The organism is Lentimicrobium sp. S6 (assembly GCF_013166635.1).
Classification (GTDB): Bacteria; Bacteroidota; Bacteroidia; order Bacteroidales; family UBA12170; genus UBA12170.
In genome coordinates, this window is the sequence record NZ_JABKBZ010000261.1 from 1 (window position 1) to 624 (window position 624).

Annotated in this window: 1 protein-coding gene; it reads left to right on the plus strand. The window is 31.9% G+C overall.

Features of this window, described 5'->3' with window-relative positions; all coding sequences use genetic code 11:
• Window positions 1-310: 310 nt before the first annotated feature.
• Complete coding sequence (locus tag HNS40_RS22640; protein ID WP_216664211.1) at window positions 311-568, plus strand: hypothetical protein; 258 nt, start codon at window positions 311-313, stop codon at window positions 566-568.
• Window positions 569-624: the final 56 nt, after the last annotated feature.

Genomic DNA, 624 nt, shown 5'->3' on the forward strand with positions numbered 1-624 from the left:
GACATTTTAAGTTCGAACTTTTTTGGCCGCTTAAAGAGTTTTTAAAATAAAAAATGCCCTGAAGAATGACTAATAATATAGATTTTAATGCTTTGATTATTTGGTGATTTGAAGGAGATGAAACCTATAAATTGAAGAGTTCAAAACGCTTGGTAACAAAGGCTCATACATAATGTGGGTTTTGTAGTAGAATAGAACATATAAACATAAAATAAACATCGGAGTAGGCAGATAGATAATGGCTTTGAAAACCACACTATGCATAGCCTAGGACGTTGTGTGCAACCTTAGAACCTAAATACCATAAATAATGGAGTTTGACAAGAAAATATTATCCTTTTTAAAACCTGATTTAGCTGATAAGATACTGCAAGAATCAAGTATAAAGGAATTCCCCAAAGGAATTGAAATTTTAAGAGAACAACAGTATGTTAAAGTATTGCCTCTTGTTGTAAGTGGACTTGTAAAAGTATATTCAAGATTTGACGAGAAGGAACTGGATATACCGGCGTTATTGTGCCAGTCATACCGACGTTATTGTGCCAGTGTGAACAGCTATAATTTCTAGGCTAAATTTACACATTAATTTGTTTCATTTTCACACATTAATTTTCCTAAATATTT

Excerpts from the sequence above, each read along its gene's own strand:
- HNS40_RS22640 (WP_216664211.1), top strand. The coding sequence starts at position 311 with ATGGAGTTTGACAAGAAAATATTATCCTTTTTAAAACCTGATTTAGCT.